This window comes from Mycobacterium lehmannii, assembly GCF_001499925.1.
In the GTDB taxonomy this organism is placed as follows: Bacteria; Actinomycetota; Actinomycetes; order Mycobacteriales; family Mycobacteriaceae; genus Mycobacterium; species Mycobacterium lehmannii.
In genome coordinates this window covers 1-21,612 of the sequence record NZ_LQIR01000067.1, presented here as the reverse complement: position 1 = coordinate 21,612, position 21,612 = coordinate 1, and the positions used below count along the sequence as shown (strand labels likewise).

At 68.5% G+C, this 21,612-nt stretch carries 26 protein-coding genes; 14 read left to right on the top strand and 12 right to left on the bottom strand.

Annotation, left to right across the window (positions count from 1 at the left end; translation table 11 throughout):
- Positions 1-87: 87 nt before the first annotated feature.
- Positions 88-1,329: a sulfotransferase family protein gene (locus AU192_RS22035; protein WP_235630148.1), complete on the bottom strand. Its 1,242-nt coding sequence runs from the start codon at positions 1,327-1,329 to the stop codon at positions 88-90.
- Between the two features lie 37 nt (positions 1,330-1,366).
- Here AU192_RS22035 and AU192_RS22030 point away from each other — a divergent pair, with 37 nt between their 5' ends.
- Positions 1,367-1,942 carry a TetR/AcrR family transcriptional regulator gene (locus AU192_RS22030; RefSeq protein WP_064399658.1) on the top strand — a complete coding sequence of 192 codons (576 nt, stop codon included), beginning with the start codon at positions 1,367-1,369 and terminating at the stop codon, positions 1,940-1,942.
- A complete protein-coding gene (locus tag AU192_RS22025) occupies positions 1,939-3,036 on the top strand; it encodes a DUF1214 domain-containing protein (RefSeq protein WP_064399657.1) in 1,098 nt (365 codons plus the stop codon). Before AU192_RS22030 ends, AU192_RS22025 begins: the two co-directional genes overlap by 4 nt.
- Positions 3,037-3,118: 82 nt before the next feature.
- Here the strand turns inward: AU192_RS22025 and AU192_RS22020 are convergent, their stop codons facing one another.
- A complete protein-coding gene (locus tag AU192_RS22020; protein WP_064399656.1) occupies positions 3,119-3,988 on the bottom strand; it encodes a 1,4-dihydroxy-2-naphthoate polyprenyltransferase in 870 nt (289 codons plus the stop codon).
- A 44-nt stretch (positions 3,989-4,032) separates the two neighbouring features.
- On the opposite strand from AU192_RS22020, the gene AU192_RS22015 reads away from it, so the two are divergent.
- The 5 genes from AU192_RS22015 to AU192_RS21995 are packed head-to-tail and all read left to right on the top strand — an operon-like array spanning position 4,033 to position 8,030.
- On the top strand, positions 4,033-4,257 hold the full coding sequence (locus AU192_RS22015; protein ID WP_064399655.1) for a hypothetical protein: 225 nt from the start codon (positions 4,033-4,035) through the stop codon (positions 4,255-4,257).
- Positions 4,258-4,259: 2 nt separating this feature from the next.
- Entirely contained in the window at positions 4,260-5,045 is a 786-nt protein-coding gene (locus AU192_RS22010) for an S-methyl-5'-thioadenosine phosphorylase (RefSeq protein WP_064399654.1), read from the top strand.
- Entirely contained in the window at positions 5,042-6,073 is a 1,032-nt protein-coding gene (locus AU192_RS22005) for an NAD-dependent epimerase/dehydratase family protein (RefSeq protein WP_064399653.1), read from the top strand. The genes AU192_RS22010 and AU192_RS22005 overlap by 4 nt, the downstream gene beginning before the upstream one ends.
- The gene (locus AU192_RS22000) at positions 6,073-6,879 is read left to right on the top strand and encodes an alpha/beta hydrolase (protein WP_064399652.1); all 807 of its coding nucleotides are present in this window, start codon (positions 6,073-6,075) and stop codon (positions 6,877-6,879) included. The genes AU192_RS22005 and AU192_RS22000 overlap by 1 nt, the downstream gene beginning before the upstream one ends.
- A 23-nt stretch (positions 6,880-6,902) precedes the next feature.
- Positions 6,903-8,030, top strand: coding sequence for an NAD(P)H-dependent flavin oxidoreductase (locus AU192_RS21995; RefSeq protein ID WP_064399651.1), 1,128 nt, complete (start codon positions 6,903-6,905; stop codon positions 8,028-8,030).
- A gap of 53 nt (positions 8,031-8,083) precedes the next feature.
- On the opposite strand, the gene AU192_RS21990 is transcribed toward AU192_RS21995, so the two are convergent.
- The 3 genes from AU192_RS21990 to AU192_RS21980 form a co-directional block, all read right to left on the bottom strand.
- Positions 8,084-8,536, bottom strand: a complete 453-nt coding sequence (locus tag AU192_RS21990) for a nitroreductase family deazaflavin-dependent oxidoreductase (protein WP_064399650.1) — start codon at positions 8,534-8,536, stop codon at positions 8,084-8,086.
- 127 nt (positions 8,537-8,663) lie between these two features.
- Positions 8,664-9,686, bottom strand: coding sequence for a sensor histidine kinase (locus tag AU192_RS21985; protein WP_064399649.1), 1,023 nt, complete (start codon positions 9,684-9,686; stop codon positions 8,664-8,666).
- Positions 9,686-10,387, bottom strand: coding sequence for a response regulator transcription factor (locus AU192_RS21980; RefSeq protein ID WP_064399648.1), 702 nt, complete (start codon positions 10,385-10,387; stop codon positions 9,686-9,688). The genes AU192_RS21985 and AU192_RS21980 overlap by 1 nt, the downstream gene beginning before the upstream one ends.
- Positions 10,388-10,490: 103 nt before the next feature.
- On the opposite strand from AU192_RS21980, the gene AU192_RS21975 reads away from it, so the two are divergent.
- Genes AU192_RS21975 through AU192_RS21965 form a run of 3 tightly spaced genes read left to right on the top strand, consistent with a single transcriptional unit; the run spans position 10,491 to position 12,435 of the window.
- Positions 10,491-11,147 (top strand): glycosyltransferase family 2 protein, encoded by a 657-nt coding sequence (locus AU192_RS21975; protein WP_064399647.1) that lies wholly within the window; start codon positions 10,491-10,493, stop codon positions 11,145-11,147.
- Positions 11,144-11,806 carry a TIGR04282 family arsenosugar biosynthesis glycosyltransferase gene (locus tag AU192_RS21970; protein WP_064399646.1) on the top strand — a complete coding sequence of 221 codons (663 nt, stop codon included), beginning with the start codon at positions 11,144-11,146 and terminating at the stop codon, positions 11,804-11,806. Before AU192_RS21975 ends, AU192_RS21970 begins: the two co-directional genes overlap by 4 nt.
- Positions 11,806-12,435 (top strand): methyltransferase domain-containing protein, encoded by a 630-nt coding sequence (locus AU192_RS21965; protein ID WP_064399645.1) that lies wholly within the window; start codon positions 11,806-11,808, stop codon positions 12,433-12,435. The genes AU192_RS21970 and AU192_RS21965 overlap by 1 nt, the downstream gene beginning before the upstream one ends.
- Positions 12,436-12,619: 184 nt before the next feature.
- Here the strand turns inward: AU192_RS21965 and AU192_RS21960 are convergent, their stop codons facing one another.
- On the bottom strand, positions 12,620-13,975 hold the full coding sequence (locus tag AU192_RS21960) for a hypothetical protein (protein ID WP_064399644.1): 1,356 nt from the start codon (positions 13,973-13,975) through the stop codon (positions 12,620-12,622).
- Positions 13,976-14,062: 87 nt separating this feature from the next.
- Positions 14,063-14,677, bottom strand: a complete 615-nt coding sequence (locus AU192_RS21955) for a pyridoxamine 5'-phosphate oxidase family protein (protein ID WP_064399643.1) — start codon at positions 14,675-14,677, stop codon at positions 14,063-14,065.
- A gap of 76 nt (positions 14,678-14,753) precedes the next feature.
- On the opposite strand from AU192_RS21955, the gene AU192_RS21950 reads away from it, so the two are divergent.
- Positions 14,754-15,095, top strand: coding sequence for a DUF3140 domain-containing protein (locus AU192_RS21950; RefSeq protein ID WP_064399642.1), 342 nt, complete (start codon positions 14,754-14,756; stop codon positions 15,093-15,095).
- Here the strand turns inward: AU192_RS21950 and menE are convergent.
- Positions 15,092-16,210, bottom strand: coding sequence for an o-succinylbenzoate--CoA ligase (menE, locus tag AU192_RS21945; protein WP_207544979.1), 1,119 nt, complete (start codon positions 16,208-16,210; stop codon positions 15,092-15,094). The two genes, AU192_RS21950 and menE, sit on opposite strands and share 4 nt — an antisense overlap.
- Positions 16,211-16,257: 47 nt before the next feature.
- On the bottom strand, positions 16,258-16,560 hold the full coding sequence (locus AU192_RS21940; RefSeq protein WP_064399641.1) for a DUF3349 domain-containing protein: 303 nt from the start codon (positions 16,558-16,560) through the stop codon (positions 16,258-16,260).
- 222 nt (positions 16,561-16,782) lie between these two features.
- Here AU192_RS21940 and AU192_RS21935 point away from each other — a divergent pair, with 222 nt between their 5' ends.
- Genes AU192_RS21935 through AU192_RS21925 form a run of 3 tightly spaced genes read left to right on the top strand, consistent with a single transcriptional unit; the run spans position 16,783 to position 18,659 of the window.
- Positions 16,783-18,045: an inorganic phosphate transporter gene (locus tag AU192_RS21935; protein WP_064399640.1), complete on the top strand. Its 1,263-nt coding sequence runs from the start codon at positions 16,783-16,785 to the stop codon at positions 18,043-18,045.
- A 13-nt stretch (positions 18,046-18,058) separates the two neighbouring features.
- Positions 18,059-18,343: a hypothetical protein gene (locus tag AU192_RS21930; RefSeq protein ID WP_064399639.1), complete on the top strand. Its 285-nt coding sequence runs from the start codon at positions 18,059-18,061 to the stop codon at positions 18,341-18,343.
- Positions 18,344-18,356: 13 nt separating this feature from the next.
- Positions 18,357-18,659 (top strand): DUF3349 domain-containing protein, encoded by a 303-nt coding sequence (locus tag AU192_RS21925; protein WP_064399847.1) that lies wholly within the window; start codon positions 18,357-18,359, stop codon positions 18,657-18,659.
- A gap of 12 nt (positions 18,660-18,671) precedes the next feature.
- Here AU192_RS21925 and AU192_RS21920 read toward each other — a convergent pair whose 3' ends face one another.
- The 3 genes from AU192_RS21920 to AU192_RS21910 are packed head-to-tail and all read right to left on the bottom strand — an operon-like array spanning position 18,672 to position 21,489.
- Positions 18,672-19,043, bottom strand: a complete 372-nt coding sequence (locus AU192_RS21920) for a VOC family protein (protein ID WP_064399638.1) — start codon at positions 19,041-19,043, stop codon at positions 18,672-18,674.
- 19 nt (positions 19,044-19,062) lie between these two features.
- Entirely contained in the window at positions 19,063-20,604 is a 1,542-nt protein-coding gene (locus tag AU192_RS21915) for a long-chain-fatty-acid--CoA ligase (RefSeq protein ID WP_064399637.1), read from the bottom strand.
- Positions 20,605-21,489 (bottom strand): SDR family oxidoreductase, encoded by an 885-nt coding sequence (locus AU192_RS21910; protein ID WP_064399636.1) that lies wholly within the window; start codon positions 21,487-21,489, stop codon positions 20,605-20,607. It abuts the gene before it with no gap.
- Positions 21,490-21,612 lie beyond the last annotated feature (123 nt).

The following is a 21,612-nucleotide window of genomic DNA, read 5'->3' as shown; positions in this document are numbered from 1 at the left end:
GATGCCTCTCGTCTCCGGCTGCCGGATGCGGATACCCGGGCCAGGGTATTCACACACCGCTGATCCGGCGAACAGCCGCGAGAGGGCTTACGTCAGGAAGCGTTCGACGTACGGCGCGAAGCGGGCCTGCAATTCGTTGGGGTCGAGTCCGAACATCTCCGGCGACGTCGCCACCCGCCCGAGCCGGCCCCGCTGGTGTTCCACGAGGTACTCGGCCATGGCGGCGCGGGCCTCCTCGATCATCACCTCGTCGGCGAGCGCGTAAACCGATGCCGCCGTGCCCATTTCGTCGGCCATGAAGTCGTCGAACCGGATGTCGATCGAGCGCTCGGGCCCAATGACGTCACGATCGCGGATCAACGCGGCCAACATGAGCTCGAGGCGGTCGATCCAGCATGCGGCGATGTCCTCGACCGGTACCGGTGCGCAGTGCATGCGCGCGGAGTAGGTCAGCATCGCGAGCATCGACAGCACCACGGGAACCGGATCGCGGTGGGTTGTGATCACCACCACGCCGGGAAACACCCGGTCAAGCACCGGTAGCTGCTCGAGGTGTTGCGGGGATTTGAGCAGCCACCGCCTGCCCCCGCGCAGGAATTGCAGCGCCTTCAATTGCAGCGCCAGGTGCTCGTAGTGGGGCGTCTGGTCATGGGACAGGTAGTAGTCGCGCCACCGCGGGACATGCGCCAACGTCTCGAACAGCATCGAGCTGAAGTCGTTGGCCAGCAGCTGGATCTCCTCGTGCACGTGGTCGGTCGTCATCTCGTGCATGAGCGCGAAATGCGGCATGACCGCGTTCATGAAGTCGACCGCGGCATCCATCCGGGTGCGCCGGGGGTCCGGTTCAGCTCCGGCTTCCGAGGGCAGCGGGAACGGTTCGTTGCTCTCCCAGTACGGAAGGGTGCGGAAGGTCGGCCCCGCGGCCAGCAGGTTGTGCAGGTGAGTGGTTCCGGTACGCGGCAGTCCGGCGATGACGACCGGCGGCGCCAATTCGACGTCGTGGATCTCGGGATGTCTGGTCAGCAGATCGGTGAGCAGCAGACGGTTCTTCAGCAACTGCACCAGCTGCGCGTGGAAGTTCACCACACCGGCGTCGCTCAGGCCTGGAATTTCCTGCAGCGCAGCGAGATACACGTCGAGGCGCTCACGGTAATCGTCGGGGCCGAAGTCGTCGAGCCCGGTCTCCGCGCTGGCCTTGATGTGCAGGGCCTCCGCGTCGAGCGGGCACTCGGGCGCCATCGCCGCCATCATGTCGCGAATCGGCTGGATCGCCGCGGGGAAGCGGGGGTCGGCGAGGTCGTCGAGAACGACGGGCGATGCTGATGAGATGTCGGTCACAGCTAGTTATGTTACTGTCAGTTTCGTAATGACGACGGAAATTGGCCGACCCCGCGACAAGCGCATCGACGACGCAGTGCTGAGCGCGACGGTCGAGCTGCTGGGGTCCACCGGCTACGCGGACCTCACCGTCGACGCGATCGCCCGGCGAGCCGGCACGAGCAAGCCGGCCATCTACCGCCGCTGGCCGGGCAAGGCGCACCTCGTGCACGAGGCGGTGTTTCCGCTCGGAACGGCGACCGAGCTCCCCGACACCGGTTCGCTGGCCGGCGACATCCGTGAGATGGTCAGCCGCACGGTCGGCGTGCTGACCACCCCTGCCGCGCGCGCCGCACTACCGGGCCTGGTCGCGGAGATGGCCGCCGATCCCGCGCTGCACGCCGCGCTGCTGCAGCGCTTCTCGCACGTGCTCTCGCGCGGGCTGACCGAACGGCTCGACGCGGCCGCGGCCCGCGGCGAGGTACGGCCGGAGGTGTCGGCCGCCGACGTCGTCGAGGCCATGGCGGGCATGACGTTTCTGTGCCTGATCACCCGAGCAGATCGACTCGACGACGCGTGGGTGGACCGGACCGCCACTTTCATCACGAGAGGAATCAGCGCATGACGCACGAATCGACGAGCGCGTGGCGAGAACTGCTCGACACCCTCGGCGGCCTGGACCGCAGCTTCCTCGAAGGGGACCGCGCCGTCTCCGACGACCGTCACGTTGCCGACGGCTACCGCATGCTGGCCACCACGCTCGGCGTCGCGTTCGACACATATCTCTTCGCCGAGCCGAGCCGGCCCGTGTGGGTCGAGCTCAACACCCCGTTCCGTCGCGACCGGCGCTGGGGCGGGGACAACACCGACGCCTTCTACTTCATGTGCCCGGTCGACCCGAAGCGCCGCTACCGCATCAGCGGTAACAGGGGCGACAGCGTCTACTTTTCGGTGACCGCCTACAACGAGCCGTCCCCCGGCGCGTGGTCGGATCGGATCGTCGCGCTGGTCCGCGACGACGACCTCGAGTTTGATGCCGACGGCAACTTCTCCTTCGAATACGGCCCGACCGACGGCGGTGTGGTGCTGGTGACCCGCGACTACCAGGCCGACCCGCTGACGGGGCGCCCAGTGTCCTGGCATATCGAGGCGCTCGACGAGCCCGACCCGATCCGGCACGGCGACGCCGAGACCGCAGCGGCGCTGCGGTCCAGCGCGGCGTGGCTGCGCACGATGTTCGCGATCCTGCCGCTGGCGGTCGGTGTGCGAGTCGACGACGCCCACACGCTCGGTCACGAGATCGCCCAGGCCGCAAACGAATTCGCCGACCCGTACCAGGTGCCCGACGCGAACTTCGGGTGGTCGGCACGCGACGCGTGCTACTCCTACGGCAGCTTCGTGCTCTCCGACGACGAGGCACTCGTCGTCACGCACCGGCCCCCCGCCTGTCGGTTCTGGAACCTCGTCGTGTGGAACCAGTTCATGGCGGGTGTGACCGACGCCAGGACGTCGATCAACGGTTACAGCGCGGTGCCCAACTCCGACGGTTCAATCACCGCCGTCATCTCCCGCGGTATGACCGCGCACCCGAATTCCATTACCACCGTGGACTATCCGCGCGGCAACCTGGCGTTCCGGTGGTTCCTCGCCGATGCGGTACCCGCCAAGCCGGAGGTGACGCTGGTCAAGGTGACCGACGCCCCGACCGACGTCACCTAGTCAACTTCAGCGCGAGCGTGCGTGTTGGCACACGACACGTCGCGAAATCCCGACATTTCGCGCACGCTCGCGCGGCGTGAGATCACCCGAGCGCCAGCGCGAGCGCCACCGCGACCGCCCACACCAGCATCGTCAACCCCGTGTCACGCAGAACCGGAATCAAGTCTTTACCGCCACGGCCTCGACGCACCGGTGCCGCCGCGCGCACCGCGAGCGGCAGGGCCACCAGGCCGACAGCCGCCCACGCCGTCGCAAGCATCAGCGCCAACGTCAACGCGAACGCCACCACCAGCAGCAGCTGATACAGCAGCCGGGTCCGCGCGTCGCCGAGTCGTACGGCCAGCGTGATCTTCCCCGACTCCTTGTCGGTCGGGATGTCGCGCAGGTTGTTGGCCACCAACACCGCCGACGACATGGACCCCATCGCCACCGCGATCGCGGCGCCCACCCAGTCGATCCGCAACGCCTGGGTGTACTGGGTGCCCAGCACCGCGACCAACCCGAAGAACACGAACACCGCGACCTCGCCGAGTCCGACGTAGCCGTACGGCTTCGACCCGCCGGTGTACAACCACGCCCCGGCGATGCACACCGCGCCGACCGCGATCAGCCACGGCGCGCTCACCGCCGCCAGCACCAGCCCCGCGATCGCCGCGACAGCCAGGCTCACCACCGCGGCGGTCAACACCGCCCGAGGCGTGGCGACCTTGGAACCGACCAGCCGCAGGGGGCCCGCGCGGACGTCATCGGTGCCGCGGATGCCGTCGGAGTAGTCGTTGGCGTAGTTGACCCCGACGATCATCGCGACGGCGACCGCCAATGCGAGCAGCGCCTTCCACCAGCACGCGGCCTGCAACCACGCCGCGGCACCGGTGCCCGCGATCACAGGTGCGATCGCGTTGGGCAGCGTGCGCGGCCGAGCGCCCTCGACCCATTGCGCGAATGTCGCCACGAGCGCCAGTCTCGCACGGCGGCAGGCCGTGGCAGACTGAGCGCATGGAGGACCGACTCAGCAAGGCGGAGATCCGCAAGGACGCCGTGCAGGAGATCTTCGACTCCGGCGTATCGACCGTCGGCGAGGTGGTGTCGATCGTCACCACCGCGGTCAAGGACGTCGCCAATGCGATCGGCGGTTTCGCGACCGACGCGTTCGAGATCCGTGACACCGTGCGGCGCGCGTCGCAACAGGTCGACGAGACCGACGACCAACCGCCCGCGTAGACGTGCTGGGAGTCATCGGCGGGAGCGGTTTCTACAGCTTCTTCGGGCCCGACGCCCGCAGCGTCACCGTCGACACCCCCTACGGCGCGCCGAGCGCCGCGATCACCGTGGGCGCCGTGGGCGCGCACGAGGTGGCGTTCCTGCCGCGCCACGGCGCCGACCACGAGTTCTCCCCGCACACGGTGCCGTACCGGGCCAATATGTGGGCGCTGCGCTCCCTCGGGGTGCGACGCATTTTCGCGCCGTGCGCGGTCGGCAGCCTCACCCCCGCCCTCGGGCCCGGGGCCATGGTGGTGCCCGACCAGCTCGTCGATCGCACCCGCGGGCGCGTCGACACCTACTTCGACTCCGGCGGCATCCACGTCGCGTTCGCCGACCCGTACTGCCCGAGCCTGCGCGCGGCGGCCACCAACCTGCCCGGCGTCGTCGACGGCGGAACCATGGTGGTGGTGCAGGGGCCGCGGTTCTCCACCCGCGCCGAGAGTCGGTGGTTCGCCAACCAGGGCTTCACCCTGGTCAACATGACCGGCTACCCCGAGGCAGTGTTGGCTCGTGAACTCGAGATGTGTTATGCACCAATCGCATTGGTGACTGATCTGGATGCCGGCATCGACAGCGGTACGGCCGTGCGCACTGTCGACGTGTTCGCCGAGTTCCAACGCAACCTGGTGCCGTTCAAGAAGCTCGTGCACGACGCCATCGAAAACACTGCAAACACGGCCGAGGTGAATTCCTGTACGCACTGCCTGGCGCACGAGGGTGTCCGACTGCCGTTCGAACTCCCGTGAGAGTCGTGCTGACCGGCGCGGCCGGATTCATCGGGGCCCGGATCCACGAGGCGCTACGCGACGCGGGACACGACGTGATCGCCGTCGATGCGATGCTCCCCGCCGCCCACGGGCCGGGTGCCGAACCGCCGCCGGACTGCCGGATGGTCGACGTCCGCGACGCGTCCGCGCTGGCGCCGCTGATGAAGGGCGTCGAGGTGGTGTGCCATCAGGCGGCCGTGGTCGGTGCGGGTGTCAACGCCGCCGACGCGCCCTCGTACGGCTCGCACAACGACTACGGGACGACGGTGGTGCTGGCCGAGATGTTCGCGGCGGGCTGCCAACGACTGGTGCTGGCGTCGTCGATGGTGGTCTATGGGCAGGGCCGTTACGACTGCGCCGAGCACGGACCGGTCGACCCCCATCCGCGCACGCGCGCCGACCTCGACGCCGGCGTGTTCGAGCACCGGTGCCCCGTGTGCGGCGAGATCGTCCAGTGGCGACTGGTGGCCGAGGACGCGCCGCTGCGGCCCCGCAGCCTGTACGCCGCCAGCAAAACGGCGCAGGAGCACTACGCGCTCGCGTGGGCGGAGGCCGTCGGCGGCGCGGTTACCGCGCTGCGCTACCACAACGTCTACGGCCCTTACATGCCCCGCGACACCCCGTATTCCGGCGTGGCCGCGATCTTCCGCTCCGAGCTCGAATCCGGCGATGTGCCACGTGTTTTCGAGGACGGTGGGCAGATGCGTGACTTCGTGCACGTCGACGACGTGGCGGCGGCCAACGTCGCGGCCGTGGAATTTGAGCGGGGAGGATTCGACGCGTTCAACGTGTGCTCGGGACGACCGATCTCGATCCTCGAGGTGGCGACCGCACTGTGCGAGACGCGTGGCGACGCTCCGCCGGTGGTCACCGGCCAGTACCGCAGCGGAGACGTCCGCCATATCGTCGCTGACCCGGCGCGCGCCGCCGAGGTGCTCAGGTTCTCCGCGGCGGTGGACCCGCTCGACGGGTTGCGCGAGTTCGCGTTCGCGCCGTTGCGGACCTGATGCACCGCACCGTCCGCGTTGTCGTTATCGTCACGCTCGTGGCGTCCGGTCTGATGGGTCTGCTGTGGTCTCAGCAGCGGCGGTTGGTCTACTTCCCGTCGCCGGGTCCCGTGCCGTCCGCCGCCACGGTGGCGCGCAACGGACAAGACGTGGTGATCGAAACCGACGACGGAATCCGTTTGGACGCATGGTATTTCCCGGTTGAGGGGGACGGTCCCGCCGTGCTGGTACTGCCGGGCAACGGCGGGGACCGGTCGATGCGCGCGCCGCTGGCCGTGGCGCTCAACCGGATGGGCTCCTCGGCGCTGCTGGTGGATTACCGCGGTTTCGGGGGCAATCCGGGCCGCCCGTCGGAGGACGGTCTGGCCGCCGACGCGCGGGCCGCGCAGTCGTGGCTGGCCGCACAGGACGGGGTGAACGAGATCGCCTACTTCGGCGAATCTCTCGGCGCCGCAGTCGCTGTCGGTCTTTCCGTCGAGCGACCGCCGCATGCGTTGATGCTGCGTTCACCGTTCACCTCGCTACCCGACGTCGGGGCGGTGCACTATCCGTGGCTGCCGGTGCGGTGGCTGCTGCTGGACCGCTATCCGTCGCTGGAACGGATCCCGTCGGTGCGCGCGCCGCTACTGGTGATCGCGGGGGACCGCGACGACGTCGTGCCCGAGCCGATGAGCCGACGGCTCTACGACGCGGCCAACGAGCCGAAGAGCTACGAGCTGGTGCCCGGCGCCGGGCACAACGACCTCGAGCTGCTCGCCGGCAAGCAGATGCTCGACGCGATCCGGCGGCTCCTGTCTCGGGCGTGAACCGGCCTAGCCATACTGGCCGGGTGAAACCAGCAATTTGTGAGCAGTTCGGCATCGACTTCCCGTTGTTCGCGTTCAGCCACTGCCGCGACGTGGTGGCCGCGGTGTCCAGCGCGGGCGGGTTCGGCGTGCTGGGCGGGACGGCGTACACACCCGAGCAGCTCGACCAGGAGCTGTCCTGGATCGACGACCACGTCGGCGGCAAGCCGTACGGCGTCGACCTGATCGTCCCGGCCCGCTACGAGGGCAAGGGCGAGGATCTGACGATGAGCGACCTCGCGGGCCGGATCCCCGACGAATACCGCGGCTTCGTCACCGAGCTGCTGGCCGCACACGACATCGAGGCCGAGGAGGCGCCGCGGTTCGGCAACGCCGCCCTCTCGGGCAACACGGGCAAAGACCTGCTGGACGTGGCGATGAACCACCCCATCCGGTTGATCGCCAACGCGCTTGGCGTCCCGCCCGACTACATGATCAAGGCCGGCAAGGAGAACGGCGTGCCGGTGGCCGCGCTGGTCGGCGCCAAGGAGCACGCCGTCAAGCAGGCGCAGGCGGGGGTCGATCTGATCGTCGCCCAGGGCACCGAGGCCGGCGGGCACTGCGGTGAGGTGACGACGCTGGTGCTGGTACCCGAGGTGTTGGAGGCGCTGGCGGCGATCGGCAGCGACATCCCGGTGCTCGCCGCGGGCGGGATCGTCACGGGCAGGCAGATGGCCGCGACGGTGGCGATGGGCGCGGCCGGCGCCTGGACCGGTTCGGTCTGGCTGACGACCGAAGAGGCGGAGACCGCGCCCTACACCAAGGAGAAGTTCCTGGCCGCCTCGTCACGCGACACCGTCCGTTCGGCGGGTCGGACGGGAAAGCCTGCGCGCCAACTGGTTTCGGACTGGACACAGGCGTGGCTACCGAACGAAGGCGGCCAGAAGCCGTTGCCGCTTCCACTGCAGTCGATGCTCGCCGAGCCCGTCGTGCGTCGCATCGATGTGCTGGCCGCGCAGGGGCATCCCGGCGCCCAGGCGCTGGCGACGTACTTCGTCGGACAGGGTGTCGGACTGATGAACAAGGTCAAACCGGCGCGCGAGGTGGTGCGTGAGTTCATCGAGGACTACGTCGCCGCGACCGAACGGCTGAGCAACTCGCTACCCGACTAGTGGGGTGATTTCGGTGCGCTACGTATCGCAGAGCGATCGATAATGCACCGAAATCACCGAGCATCGAAGGTGATCCGCACCGAGATCGGGTCGCTTTCCATTGCCCGCATCGTCAACGCGGTCACCGACCGGCCGAGCCTGCCCGCGCCGCCGAAGGTGCGGGCGCGGGCGCGCACGTCGTCGTCGGGCTCGAACGTCGCGGTGCCCGTGCGCCATTCGCCGTTGACGCGGACGCGCACTCTGGGGTTCGACGCGATGTTGTAGGCCCAGCCCGCGCGGCGGCCGTGTTGCGAGATCACCCATACGCCGGTGTCGTCGGCGCGGCCGGCCAGCGGTACGAGCCGCGGTTGCCCGCTCTTGCGTCCGATCGTCTCGAGGTCGACCACCAACGACGACCGGATGCCCATGCGGTCGAGCGCGGCGACCACCGGGTTCATCAGGACGCGTCCCAGCTGCCGCTCGAACTTGAACTTGCGCACCGCCTTGTCGGCGCTTCGTGTAGTCATCGCGAACCTCCTCGGGGGATGAGGTCAACGACTTTACTTGAGTGATCACTCAAGAACAAGCCCCAGGCGGTCGAGCGAGAAGCCACGGTCGTGGAATGCGCCGCTCAACGACCAGCGACGGTGTAAATCAGTCCGTCGCCAGCGGCAGCCGCACCTCGAAGCGTGCGCCCGTGCCCAGGTTGCGGGCGGAAAACGTCCCGCGATGGGCCTGCACCAGGCCCGCGGCGATCGCGAGCCCCAGCCCCGACCCACTGGGCAGCGACGAATCGGCACGCGGCACGCGATCGTTGGACCCGCGATAGGCGACGTCGAAAACCCGCGGGAGGTCGGCCTCGTCGATGCCGACGCCGGTGTCGTCGACGCGCGCCCACGCACCGTTCTCGTCCGAGCCCAGCGACAGCGACACCCGGCCCCCCTCCGGGGTGTGGGCGATCGCATTGGCCACCAAGTTGGACAGCACACGCACCAACGCGCGGTCGCTGCCCAGCACCCGCACCGGCGCCTCCGGCAGTTCGGCCGTCAACGCCACTCCCGCGCGCTCGGCGGTGATCCGGTGTGCGGTGAGCACATCGTCGACCACCTCGTCGAGCGCCACCTTGTCGAACACCGGTTGGACCGCACCCGCGTTGATTTTCGACATCTCGAACAGGTCGTCGACCATCTCGGAGAGCCGAACCGACTCTTGCTCAATGGTTTTGGCGTGTACACGGACCTCGGCGTCGGGCACCACGCCGTCGGCGATCGCCTCGGACACCGCCCGTATCCCGGCCAGCGGGGTCCGCAGATCGTGGCTGACGAACGCGACCAGCCTGCGGCGCGACTGCTCGGCGGCCCGTTCGGACTCGCGGATCTCCTGCTCCCACACGGTGCGACGGGCCTGATAGCGCGCGAGCATCACCGCGGCGGGGATCGTCACCACCGAGACGATCACCAGGACGATCGCGGTCTTCTCGAAGGTTTCGGTGATCATGAAGCGGCTTGCGCCGAGCACACCGGTGAACGTCGCCAACACCGGGATGAGCACCAGCGCCACCATGCTCACCGCCAGCGACCACGACCGGGCCAGGCGAATGACCAGTGCGCCCGCGAGCACCACGGGAACCGAACATGCCAGCGCCAACCCGATGATGTCCCAGAGGTCGGACGGCACTAGGCGCTCTGCCCTTCCGGCGAGCGGGCCTCGCTGCTCCACAGATAGCCTCGGCCCCACACCGTATGCACCCTGTGGTGCTCACCGAGCTTCGACCGCAACCGCTTGACGTGCACGGTCACCGTCGACAGGTCGCCGAAATCCCAGTGCCACACCTGTTTCAACAGTTCCTCGCGGCTGAACACGACGTCAGTGTGGGTGAGGAAGAACAGCAGCAGGTCGAACTCGCGGTTGGTCAGTGACACCGGCTGCCCGTCGACGGTCACGGTGCGCGCGGCCGTCGACACGGTCAGGCCGCCGACCGCGATGTCCAACGCCCGCCGGCCGGTCGGTGCGGGCGCGCGCCGCAGCACCGAGCGCACCCGCAGCGCCAGTTCGCGCGGGCTGAACGGTTTGGTCAGGTAGTCGTCGGCGCCGGCCTCCAGGCCCGCGATGCGGTCGTCCTCCTCGCCGAGCGCGGTCAGCAGGATCACCGGCATCGTGTATCCGCCGCGCTGGCGCAAGTTGCGGCACAGCGTCAGCCCGTCCGGGCCCGGCATCATCACGTCAAGCACCGCGACATCGATGTGCTGGGAGCCGAGCAGCCGCAGGGCCTCGGCTCCGTCGTGGGCGATCGCGACGTCGAGCCCATCGCGCTCGAGGTAGCGACGCACGACATCACGCACGACGCTGTCGTCGTCGGCGATCAATACCCGCGTCACAGTTTCCGAGGGTAGTCCCGTCCGGCGACTACCTGCGCCGATGTCACGGATCCGTCATTGATCCACTGGTCGGCGCGGTCAGGGGCTGGTTAGCCTCGAACCCATGCCCGACTGTTCGGTGACCGTGGTGCTGCCGTGTCTCAACGAGGCGCAGTCGCTGCCGGGCGTTCTTGCGGCGATCCCGGACGGATACCGGCCGCTGGTGGTCGACAACAACAGCACCGATGCGACCGCGGACGTCGCCCGGGAGCATGGAGCGCAGGTGGTACCTGAGAAGCGGCCCGGTTACGGCGCCGCAGTGCACGCCGGGGTGGTAGCGGCGACGACGCCCATCGTGGCGGTGTTGGACGCCGACGGTTCGCTGGATCCCCGTGACCTGCCCGCTCTGGTCGACGACCTCCACCACGGGGCCGACATGGCGATCGGGCGGCGCCGGCCGGTGCCGGGGCTGAAGTGGCCGTGGCATGCCCGCCTCGGCACCGCGGCGGTGTGCTGGCGGCTACGGCAGCGCCACGGCCTGGCGGTACACGACATCGCCCCGATGCGGGTCACCCGCCGCGACGCCCTGCTCGCTCTCGGCGTCAGCGACCGCCGCTCCGGGTACCCCCTCGAAATGCTGGTTCGGGCGGCGGCCGCCGGGTGGCGCGTCGTCGAGCGCGATGTCGACTACCGCGCGCGCACCGGCGGCAGGTCCAAGGTCAGCGGATCGGTGCGCGGCAGCGCTGTGGCCGCCTTCGACTTCTGGCGTGTGATCTCGTGACGGTGCTGGCGGTGACGGTGTTGGTGGTGGCTAAGGCGCCGGTGGCGGGGCTGGCGAAGACCCGGCTCGCGGCGACGATCGGCGACGCCGCCGCCGCCGACCTCGCCGCCGCCGCGCTGCTCGACACCCTCGATGCCGTCACCGCCGCGCCCGTCGGACGCAGGGTCGTCGCGATGACCGGCGATCTCAAGCAGGCGAGCCGGGGTGACGAAATAGCCTGCAGTTTAGCCGGATTCACGGTGATACCTCAACGTGGCGCGAACTTCGCCCAGCGACTGGCCAACGCGCACGCCGACGCTTTTGCCGGCGGCCCGGTACTGCAGATCGGCATGGACACCCCGCAGGTCACCGCAGGGCTACTCGCCGAATGCGGCCAAGTGCTGATCGGAAGCGACGCGGTCCTGGGACCCGCTACCGACGGCGGGTGGTGGGTGTTGGGTGTCTCGCACCCGTCCATGGCCGAATGCCTGCAGAGCGTGCCGATGTCGCGGTCCGAGACCGGCGCTTTGACCCTGGAGGCGTTGCGCGGCAAAGGCATAGACGTCGGTCTGCTCGACGAGCTCGCCGATTTCGACACCCTCGCCGACATCGACGCGGTGCGCCGGCGATGCGCGCCGGACAGCCGGTTCGTTCTGGCTGCCGAGTCGGTGCTCGCCTGATGCTGGGCAACCTCTACGACTGCGCGCTCGACGGTGAGCAGTGCTGGATCCGAAGCGACGACGGTGAGGTACGTGCCCTTCCCGTGCATCGTTGGATCGGAGGCGCGCACGCCGATTGCCGCTTCGACCGCGCCGTCGTCGGGCTGTGCGAAGGGCCGACGATCGACTTGGGCTGCGGCCCAGGACGATTGGTGATAGAGCTGATCCGCCGGGGCATACCTGCGCTCGGTGTCGACCAGTCCGCGACCGCGGTCGGGCTCGCGCGACGCAACGGCGCGCCCGTCCTGCGCCGCGACGTGTTCGGGCAGCTGCCCGCGACCGGGCGGTGGCAGACCGTGCTGCTGGCCGACGGCAACGTGGGCCTCGGCGGCGACCCGTTCCGGATGCTGCACAGGGCAGCGGAGTTGTTGCGCCGAGGCGGTCGATGCATCGCCGAGTTCGAGGCTCTGACACAGGGTGTGCGCAACCGCTGGGTCCGGCTCGAGTCGTCGCGTGTCGTCGGCCCGTGGTTTCCGTGGGCGTCGGTGGGCATCGACTGCGCCGCCGAGGTCGCCGAGACCGCGGGCCTGGCGTTAACCCGCGTCCATCCGATCGGCAAGCGGGTGGTCGCCAGCCTGACACTGGCTTAGTTCCTGGCCGTCGCCCAGCCGTACGGCGTAGACGACGGCGCCGACCCCGAACATCGTGGACGTTCAAGAGCGACCAGCCGGGCTACGCCAGCGGATGACCCGCTGCACCCGGGGCCGGTCGCCGGGTTGCACGGTCCCAGGGTCCCGGCAATGTCCTACGGATGTGCGTGGCGACCAGCGTCCGTTACCAATTCGTCAGAATGAAGTGGTTGAGCAGCAGGGCGCCCACCACGTTGACGCCGAGCCACCAGCGGTGTGACCGCGGCGGTAGCAGTGCGCCGGCGGCGGTCAGCCAGACGGTGAACGGCAGCCAGATGCGTTCGGTCTCGGCCTTGCTCAGCATCGACAGGTCGGCGAACAGGATCGCCAGCAGCGCGCCGAGAAGAAGCATGGGCAGGCCGGGCCGACGCCGGATCGCCGCGATGTCGAACACCCTGCCGAGACCGGCCACACTGCCGAGGCCGATCGCGCACACGACGGAGGCGAAGTTCGCCCACCCCCAGTACTGGAACGGCCGGTCGTTGGCGATGCCCTGCCAATAGCGTTCCTGCACCAGCTGATAGCCGTCGAACCACCAGAACCCCAGCACCGCGAAGGCCGCCACCACGGCGAGGACGACCCCGACCGCCGGAACCGCGGCACGGGCCGCGGCCCGCCAGTCGGTCGCGCACATCAGCACCGCGAGCGCGGGTAAGGCCATCAGAACCAGGCCGTAGTTGAGGAACACGCCCCAGCCCAGCAGCAGACCGGCCCCTGCCGCAGCGAGGACGGGCCATCTCGCGGTGCCCCCGACGGCGATCGCCAGCAGCGCGATACCCCACGCCGCGACTCCCGCGAAGTAGCCGTCGGCCGACACCGCGATCCAGATCGCTGTGGGCGCAACGGCGACGAACGGGGCAGCCAGCCGCGCGGTCGCTTCCCCCGACAGTGCGCGCACCGCGACGAGGATGGCGGCTGCGGCGCTGGACCCCACCAGCAGGCACAGCAGGCCGGCCCACGCGCCGCCACCGAGGCCGATGCGGTCAAGCCAGACGAAGCTGAGCAGCGCCCCAGGGGGATGGCCCGACACATGGGTGATCCACGAATCCGGTTGGTAATCAAGGATTCTGTCGGAGAATGTGCGCAGCGCATGGGGTATGTCAGTGACGGTGGGAACCTGACGCAGATACTCGTGGCGAGCGACCAGCCTGCCGGCGAAACCACGCTGCCAACCGTCGATCATGGCCAGCGAGAACGCCCATCCGCACGCCGTCACCCATGTCGCCCACGGCAACGCACGCCACGACATCCGTTGCGCGGCCTTCGGCCCCCACCACACCACCGCGGCGCCGATCACGACCGCGGGGACCGTGCCCCACCCGACGTGTGCGTTCCACCATCCGAAGATCGGCGCGGTGTCGGCGAACTGGCGTAGGCGCCCTGGCGTCGCGTTGATCAGTGGCGTGACGATCCCCAGGTCGAGATGCGGCACCACGAACGCGGCGACCACCAGCAACACACCGACGGCGACCGCCACGATTTCCTTGCGACTGGTCGGCATTCCATCACCCTATTCGCCGAGCCGCACCCAGATCTGAGTGATTTCGGTGTAGTTTCGTCGCATTCACCGCGACGGACTACACCGAAATCAGTACAGCCGGGTGCGGGTGTTGGCCTCGCTGTAGTACTCGTCGAGTTTGGCCTGGGTCCATTCGGGCCGGATCGCCTTGAGTAGCTGCGCGACGCTCGGCAGCGCCGATGGGTTCCACGTCGACGGGTCCCAGGTCTCCGAACGCAGAAAAGCCTTGGCGCAGTGGAAGAACACCTCTTCGACCGCAACCTCCAACGCAAGGATCGGACGCTTGCCCTTGACCGCGAGCGCGTCGAAATAATCGGCGTCCGAGACGATTGTGGCGGTGCCGTTGATGCGCATGGTGTCGCCACGGCCGGGGATCAGGAACACCGTGCCCACATGCGGATTCTGCAGGACGTTGAGATAGCCGTCGACACGTTTGTTGCCCGGCCGCTCGGGGATCGCGATCGCGGTGTCGTCAATGACGTGCACGAAGCCGGGCGGATCGCCCTTGGGTGACACGTCGACTCGACCGCGCGCATCCGTCGTCGCGACGAAACCGAGCGGCGAGTGGGCAAGCCAGTCGCGCTGTACCGGCGACAGGCGGTCCTTGACCTTGTTGGCGACGTAGTGGTCCGGTCGCCCGACGACGGCTCGCAACTCGTCGACCGTGTTGACTTCGCGACGCATGGGTCCATCATGCTCGACCGCGCAATGGGTTAACCCCGTCGGTCGCCGGGTAGCCGAACGGGCGGAGGTGAGTGCAATGGCACACCACGTCGAGGTCGATGCCGCGCTGTGGGACGAATTCCACCGCGTGGTCAACATGACGTCCCGCGAACTACTGGACTGGCTGCGCACCCGGTCGGCCACTGAAGACTCCGAAGAGATGCCCGACCAGGCGGGCACCGAGACCGGCCGCGCCGTGCTCGAGATCCTGCAGAAGCGCTCGGTCGACCTCACCGACGAGGACGTGCGCGTGATGCGCAAGGTCGTCGACCGCGTCCACGCCGAACGCGGCGTCGACCTAGAGCCCAAGGCCGGTCAGGAGAACTGGCGGCACAGGCTCATGACGATCGGTCACGACCCGCTCAAGCCTGTGGCTTAACTGGAGAACTCGGCCGCCAGCGCGCGCCGGTCGACTTTGCCGATGCCGCGGCGCGGTATTTGGTCCACGACGTGGAACTCGCGCGGTGCCGCGGTGGCGTCCAGGGTCGCGGTGACATGCTCGCGCAGCTCGGCGGGCGTCGGGCAGGCGTGTCCGGTAGCGAGCACGACGGCCGCGGCCACCCGCTGGCCCAGCCGCTCATCGGGCACCCCGAACACCGCGCATTCGGCCACCGCATCGTGGGTTGCAAGGGCGGCCTCCACGATCTGCGGCATGATCGTCAACCCGCCGCTGCCGATCGCGTCGTCGACCCGGCCGAGCACCGTCAACCGGCCCTCGGAGTCGACGGCTCCCACGTCGTCGGTGCGAAACCAGCCCGCATCGGCGAAGGGATCGGGGTCAACCGGGTTGCGGTAGCCCTTCGCAAGCGTCCGGCCGCCCAACACGATTCGGCCCCCATCGGATGTCACCGGCCGCGTGCTGTCGCGAATCCGGACCCGCACACCGTCCAACGGCACACCGTCGTACACGCATCCGCCTGCGGTCTCGCTCATCCCGTAGGTGCGGACGATCGAAATCCCCGCCGCGGCAGCACGTTCGGCCAGGCCCGCCGGCATCGGCCCCCCGCCGATCAGGACGGCGTCCAGCGTGGCCAGTGCGTCGGCCGCCCTCTCGTTGCGCAGAGCTTTGTCGAGTTGCACGGCCACCAGCGAGGCGTAATGCCGTCCGGGGCCCAAAGCGTCGACGGCAGAGGGCAATTCGTCCGGATCGAACGTCGGCGCCAAGGCCACCGGGGTCGTACCTGCAACGACGCTGCGGACCAGCACCTGAAGCCCCGCGATGTGATGGGCCGCCAATGCCAGCAGCCAGCGCCCCTGCCCGCCGAGCCGGTGATGTGTCGACTCGGCGCTGGCGGTCAATGCGGCAGCGGTCAGCATCGCACCCTTGGGCGTCCCGGTAGTACCCGATGTCGGCACCACCACCGCCACGTCGTCGTCGATCTCCGCGCCGCACCGCAACGCCTCTGACAGAAAAGATGATTCGCGATCGTCTCCGGCAGGCACCGGCAGCACGGCGGCACGGCCAGCCAGCATGTCGTGCACGACGGGCAGCAATGACAACGCCGCGGCACCGGACCCGACCGCGACCGCGCGCAGGACGCCTATGGGTCACCCTCCCCGTCGCGTGGATCATCGAGGGGCCAGCCGCGGACCGCCAATCGTTGGCGAACTCGCTCCACATCCTCAGACGTCGGCAGCGCATCGGTGATCTGGGTGATGAGGACTCCGATATCGGCGTCGTCGAAGTCGCCGTTCCGCTTGAGCTCCATGGCGACGGTTCGCACCTCGTCCTCGGTGAGGCGCCGCCGCAGGAGCGAGAACAACGGCACCCGGTCCGGACCGGGCACCCCTTCGGGGTATCCCGCTGTGATCCACGCGACAATTTTGGCCAGAAACTTCGTCACTGCGCCCTCCCGCGTGTCGCATCGGGTCTACCCACTCCCGATTGGATGATGCTAGTGCGCGACCGGACAAGACGAGTTCGGCGTCGCCGGCAAACGCTCGACCGCCGGCGGGTGAACAATGGATGAACACATGGCCCGAGAAGGCGAAATGCCAGATGACACGCTGGTCCAAGAGCGTTGCAGATTAGGTGAATCGAACTCTATGGCCGCAGAATTAACGCCGTGAGCGCTGAGTTGATCGTCCTCGTGCTGTTGATCACAACCGCACTGGCCTTCGACTTCACCAACGGCTTCCACGACACCGGCAACGCGATGGCCACGTCGATCGCCACCGGTGCGCTCAAGCCCAAGACCGCGGTCCTGTTGGCGGGCATCCTCAACCTGGTCGGCGCGTTCCTGTCGGTCGAGGTCGCGGTCACGGTGACCACCTCGGTGCTCAACGTCCAGGATGGCCAGACCGGCGCCCTGCTGCCGTCGATCGATGCGTCGACCGGTTTGACGATCATCTTCGCCGGGTTGATCGGCGGCATCCTGTGGAACCTGCTGACGTGGTTGTTCGGCATCCCGTCGAGTTCCTCGCACGCGCTGTTCGGCGGGCTCATCGGCGCAGGCCTGGCCGCCATGGGCACCGCAGGCGTCAACTGGAGCGGCATCAGCCAGAAGGTGCTCATTCCCGCGATCGCCGCGCCGCTCATCGCGTGCCTGGTGGCCGCCTGCGGCACCTGGCTGGTGTACCGGATCACCCGCAAGGTGACAGAGCGCCGCCGCCGGGAGGGCTTCCGCTGGGGCCAGGTCGCGACGGCCTCGCTGGTCGCGCTGTCGCACGGCACCAACGACGCGCAGAAGACGATGGGTGTCATCGCGCTCGCGCTCATCACCACCGGGCACCTGAGCGGCGACGTCAAGGAGAACGGCCTGCCGTTCTGGGTCATCTTCAGCTGTGCGGTCGCGATCGGGCTCGGCACCTACCTCGGTGGCTGGCGCGTCATCCGCACCCTGGGCAAGGGTCTGGTGGAGATCCAGTCACCGCAGGGCTTCGCCGCTGAAGCATCCTCGGCCGCAATCATTCTCAGCTCGAGCGCCGCGGGTATGGCGTTGTCCACCACCCACGTCGCCACCGGTTCGATCCTAGGCAGCGGCGTCGGCAAGCCGGCCGCCGAAGTCCGCTGGGCGGTGGCGGGCCGAATGGCTGTGGCCTGGCTGATCACCCTGCCGGCCGCGGGACTCGTTGGCGCGCTGTCCTTCTGGCTGGCCCACGGCGTCGAGGCGCTTACGGGATCGGGCCTCGCGGGTGACGGGTTCATCTTCCTGGTGTTGGTGGGCCTGTCGTTCTACATGTGGTGGCGTGCTCAGCAACAGAAGGTCGACCACACCAACGTCAACGCCGAGTGGGACGGTGCGACCAACTCCGTGGTCCCCGCCGAACTGCGGGCCGCCATCGAGGAAGCCATGCCCGAACCCGCCAGGCCGCCTGCGACGGTGTAGCCGAGGAACATTGATGACCTATCTCGAGAGCATTCTGAAGGTACTGGTGGTCGGGCTGGTCCTGGGCGCGGGACTGCCCGCGTTGTTCGCCACCGGCTTGATGGCCTTTTCGAGCGGCGCCGGCGACGAGTCCGCCGACGGCACCGTGACCGCACCCAACCGGGTCCGCAAATACCTCGGCGTCGGTTTGTTCGTGTTCGTCGGATGGGTGATCGTCACCGCGGTGCTGTGGATCACCAGGGGCACGATCATCCACCACACGGGGATCGACCTGTTCCCCTTCATGCCGCAGAAATGAGTTGCGCCACACCATGACCGAGAACCGCACCGTGCTGGACAGCGTGCTCAACTGGCTGCGCCGCGGATATCCGGAGGGCGTGCCACCCACGGACTACTTCCCGCTGCTCGCGCTGCTGAAGCGCTCGCTCGCCGAGGACGAAGTGGTCAGCGCCGCGCAGGCGGTGCTCCGCAGCGCGAACTCGGACATCGTCACCGAAGCCGACATCCGCGCGGCGATCCACCAGGTCACCGCGCAGGAGCCGAATCCCGAAGAGATGCACCAGGTTGCGTCGCGGTTGGCCTCGGTCGGCTGGCCGCTGGCCCCCGCGCGCTGAAACTCTAGGGCGTCACCGCCGGGTGTCGCGGCGCAGCGGGTGCGTCTCGGGCACCTGAACGAAGATCAGCAGCACGCCGTCGGGATCCTCGACGTGCATCTCATGCAGGCCCCACGGTTCCTCACGTGCCTCCCGCGCGACCGGTACACCCCGGCCCGACAGTTCCTTCTCGGTGGCGTACACGTCGCGCACCTGAAGCCACATCGTGCCGCCCGCCCGCGGGCCACCGTGGCCGGCGAGTTCGATCAACGACTGGCCGGCGTAGAAAACCGTGCCCGCACCGTAGTCGCGGGCGATCGCCAGCCCCAACTCGTCGCGGTAGAACGTCAGGGAACGCTGATAGTCCGCCGGCCGAATGAGCATCCGGCTGGCCAGAATCTCCATGACATCGTGTCTATCACGCTCAGCCGATCCGCCGCCCGACACCTTCCCAATAGGGTTCCCGCAGCGCACGCTTGAGGATCTTGCCGCTGGGGGTGCGGGGCAGGTCTTCGGCGAACGACACCGACTTGGGTAGCTTGAACCCGGCCAGCCGCTCGCGGGCGTACGCAATGAGGTCTGCCTCGCCGGGGAAGCAGCCCGCCGCGGGCACCACGACCGCCTTCACCGCCTCACCCCACGTCGGGTCCGGAACGCCGATCACCGCGACGTCGGCGACGTCCGGATGTGTCATCAGAACGTTCTCGATCTCGGTCGGGTACACGTTCTCGCCGCCGGACACGATCATGTCCTTGACCCGGTCGTGCAGGTACACATAACCCTCGGCGTCGACGTAACCGGCGTCGCCGGTCTTCAACCATCCGTCCGGGGTGACGGTGGCGGCCGTCGCAGCGGGGTTGTTCCAGTAGCCGCGCATGTTCTGGCGCGAGCGCGTCCACAGCTCGCCGACGGTCCCGGTGGGGATGTCGCGGCCGGCGTCGTCGACGATGCGGACCTCGACCCACCCGAACGGCTTACCGCAGGAGCGCAGCAGTTCGGGGTCGTGACGGTCGAGTTGGGTGATGGACCCGGTGGTTTCGGTCTGCCCGTACACCTGCAGCAGATCGCAGTTGAACCGCTCCAGCGCCCGGACAAGGACGTCGTCGGTGATCGGCGATGCACCGTAGACGATGGCGCGCAGGGCCGAGAAGTCCGTCGTCTCCACGCCTCGGGTTTCCAGCAGTCGCTGGATTACCACCGGAACCAGCAGCATGTTCGTAACACCGTGCTGCGCAACGGCATCGAGGATGGCGGTCGGGTCGACGTCGCGCAGCACGACCGTGCGCGCGCCCTCGCACAGACCCACCAGTGCCCAGCCGGAGCCCGCCATGTGAAACATCGGCATCACGGCCAGGCTCACACTGTCGGCGTCGAAGCGCCATTTGTCGGCGATCCCGGTGGCCTTGCAGAAGTAGTTGTCGTTGGTCAGCATCACGCCCTTGGGCGCACCGGTGGTGCCGGAGGTGTACATCACGAACGCGACATCGTCGGGATGCGTTGCGACGCAGGGGTCGTCGGCGGGATAGGCGCCCATCCAGCGATCGAACTCCGGCCACCGGGGGTGCTCGCCGACGGCGACGACCAGTGCCGTCAGCCGGTCCTCGATCGCCTCGACGTGACAGAAGAAGTCGGCGCCGACGATCACCACCTTTGCGTCGGCGTCGTCGATGATGTGCAGCATCTCGGGTGGTGCCAGTCGCCAGTTGACGGGCACCACCACCGCGCCGAGTTTGGACAGTGCACAGGCGACTTCGAAGAACTCGATGCCGTTCTTCTCGATGAACGCGACCCGGTCGCCGAACCCCACACCCGCGGCGCGCAGCGCCTGGGCTACCCGGCTGGACCGGGTATGGAGGTCACCGAACGTCGTGGTGCGATCACCGGCGATCAATGCGACCGCGTCCGGACGTTCGGCGCCGAAGACGCGTGCGATGTCGGCGACGGTCGCGATGTCGGGGTGGGGCATTTACTTGTTCGGTTGTAGGCGTTGCCGTTTCATCACGGCGTCGACGACCGCGGGTGCGAAGCTGTTGAGCACCTGGGCGCTGACAGCCATCCGCGGCGCGATCCGCACGGGCCGGGTCTTGGCGGCCGCGACCATCCACTCGGCGGCCTCGTCGGAGGACAGCCCCGGCAATCCGTCGTAGGCGCGAGTGGGGGCGATCATCGGCGTGCGCACCAACGGATAGAACAGCGTGGTCGAGTGCACTCCGTCAGCGCTCCACTCGGTTTCGATGACTCGGCTCACCGCGGTCAGCGCCGCCTTCGACGCGTTGTACACCGAGAACAACGGCGACGACTCGCTGAGCACACCCCAGGTGGACACGTTGATGATGTGGCCGTCGCGCCGCTCGCGCATGCCCGGCGCCAGGCCGCGGATCAGTCGCAACGGCCCGTAGTAGTTGATCGCCATGGTGCGTTCGACGTCGTGCCAACGGTCCAGCGACTCGGCCAACGGTCTGCGGATCGACCGGCCGGCATTGTTGATCAGGATGTCGACGCCTCCGAGCTCAGTGACGACACGTTCGACCAGCCCGTCGACCGCCTCGAGATCCGACAGGTCGCAGGCGTGTGCCCTGGCGTCCCCGCCGTCGTCGGCGATCCGGTCGACCAGCGCGTCCAGCAGCTCCTGTCGGCGTGCCGCCACCACCACGATGGCGCCGCGGCGGGCGAACTTCTCCGCGGCCGCCTCGCCGATCCCCGATGACGCGCCCGTGAGCAGGATGCGCTTACCCCGCAGGTCAACGATGTCGCGGCCGGGCTGGTACTGCAGCAACTCGGGGACCACGGGCGGGCGCATGGTGGTCAGGACGAGTTGGTCGGCCAACCGCCGCAACGGGCTCTTGCTCACGAGGGGTGAGTCTAGGCGAGCGGCTTGTGCACGAGAACGCGCGCTCAGTGGCTGTTGCGAAATGCCGATGGATGTCCTTTGTGTTGGCCGGTGAGCACGAAACGATGAGGTATGGCTCGTTCG